Source organism: Actinomadura sp. WAC 06369 (assembly GCF_003947565.1).
GTDB classification, from domain to species: Bacteria; Actinomycetota; Actinomycetes; order Streptosporangiales; family Streptosporangiaceae; genus Spirillospora; species Spirillospora rifamycini.
In genome coordinates this window covers 1-850 of the sequence record NZ_QHJN01000394.1, presented here as the reverse complement: position 1 = coordinate 850, position 850 = coordinate 1, and the positions used below count along the sequence as shown (strand labels likewise).

At 70.9% G+C, this 850-nt stretch carries 1 protein-coding gene; it reads right to left on the bottom strand.

The window, feature by feature from the left end:
* Positions 1-804, bottom strand: an 804-nt coding sequence (locus tag DMH08_RS39640) for a tRNA (adenine-N1)-methyltransferase (protein WP_148108674.1), incomplete at its 3' end; no start/stop codon positions are given.
* Between the last annotated feature and the right edge of the window lie 46 nt (positions 805-850).

The following is an 850-nucleotide window of genomic DNA, read 5'->3' as shown; positions in this document are numbered from 1 at the left end:
CCCTGGGAATGCATCGACGCCGTCGGCGAGGCGGCGGGCGGTGACGAGGAAGCCGGTGTGGCCGACCATGCGGTGGTCGGGGCGGACGGCGAGGCCGTCGACGTGCCAGCTGCGGAGCATGGTCTCGAAGGCGTAGGGCTCGGCGAAGGCGCCGTGGGAGCGGAGGTCTTCGACGATGCGGGACATCTGGGTGGTGGTGGCGATGTAGGCGCAGACCATGCCGCCGGGGATGAGGGCCTCGGCGACGGCGTCGATGCATTCCCAGGGGGCGAGCATGTCGAGGACGGCGCGGTCGATCTCGGTTTCGGCGAGGTCGTGTTCGAGGGAGCCGACGGTGAGGCGCCAGGCGGGGTGGGGGCCGCCGAAGAAGCGTTCGACGTTGCCGCGGGCGATGTCGGCGAAGTCCTGGCGGCGTTCGTAGGAGGAGAGGAGGCCGTGTTCGCCGACGGCGCGGAGGAGGAAGCAGCTGAGGGCGCCGGAGCCGGCGCCGGCTTCGATGACGCGGGCGCCGGGGAAGATGTCGGCTTGGGCGACGATCTGGGCGGCGTCCTTGGGGTAGACGACGGCGGCGCCGCGGGGCATGCGGAGGGTGTGGTCGTTGAGGAGGGGGCGGAAGGCGAGGTATTCGGTGCCGCCGGTGGAGCGGAAGACGGATCCTTCGGGGCTGCCGATGATGGTGTCGTGGGGGATGGCGCCCTTGTGGGAGTGGTATTCCTTGCCGGGTTGGAGGGTGATGGTGTTGATGCGGCCTTTGGGGTCGGTGAGCTGGACCTGGTCGCCGGGACGGAAGGGGCCGTGGGGGATGCGGCCGGTGGTGGTGCGGGGTCCGTCGTGGGACTGGGTTTCGCTC